Here is a 630-nt window from a genome sequence, read left to right on the forward strand (position 1 = left end):
CATAACGTTGCGCATTCCTGACGTTCAAGCGGCTTAAGGACCGTAGGTCCGGGTCGTCAGACTTAGCCGGTTGAATGTGTCGCCTGATTCCACTTCTCCGAAATTCTTCTTGGCGATCAAGGAGCGAACGCGACGATGCAGGAATGTTTTGTTATCAGATGTTACCCTCTTCTCCGACTAATCTTAGAAATAACTCTTCAATCTTTCCATTTTCTTTAATCGTTAATTTGAATTCCTTACCTTCAATATTTTCTATGTTTATTAATTGCTTGTTATATTCAGTAGATACCTGAAAACTTCTTACCCCCTGTAACTTTTGTGGGTACTGGCTTTCTGACTTAATTCCATTCCCCTCAAGTACATATTCGATTGGTTTCATTTCTGACTCCCTATTTCCGATATGTTGGATATACAATGAGTCAAATATTGTTTCTCCTGCGTCAATTAGTGTATAGGTTGATGCCCATGAATCCCCTTTAGCGAAATAAACAAGGACTTCTTTTTGTTCAGCATTTTTCTTATCAGAACTACAACCGGTTATTATTAAGGTGAGAAGCGTTAGAATCAAACAAACTTTCTTCATTTATTATTCACTCACTTTCAATTTCTAGGGTAATTTCTGATAACGTT

The 630-nt window shown here is 37.8% G+C and carries 1 protein-coding gene; it reads right to left on the minus strand.

Annotated features, from left to right (window positions below):
* Window positions 1-154 precede the first annotated feature (154 nt).
* Window positions 155-583: a hypothetical protein gene (locus tag ACH8E3_RS16700; protein WP_458633775.1), complete on the minus strand. Its 429-nt coding sequence runs from the start codon at window positions 581-583 to the stop codon at window positions 155-157.
* Between the last annotated feature and the right edge of the window lie 47 nt (window positions 584-630).

The sequence above is a fragment of the Paenibacillus sp. CMAA1364 genome (assembly GCF_054373195.1).

Bases quoted from the DNA above. Each gene is read 5' to 3' on its own strand.
- ACH8E3_RS16700 (WP_458633775.1), bottom strand. From the start codon at position 583: ATGAAGAAAGTTTGTTTGATTCTAACGCTTCTCACCTTAATAATAACC.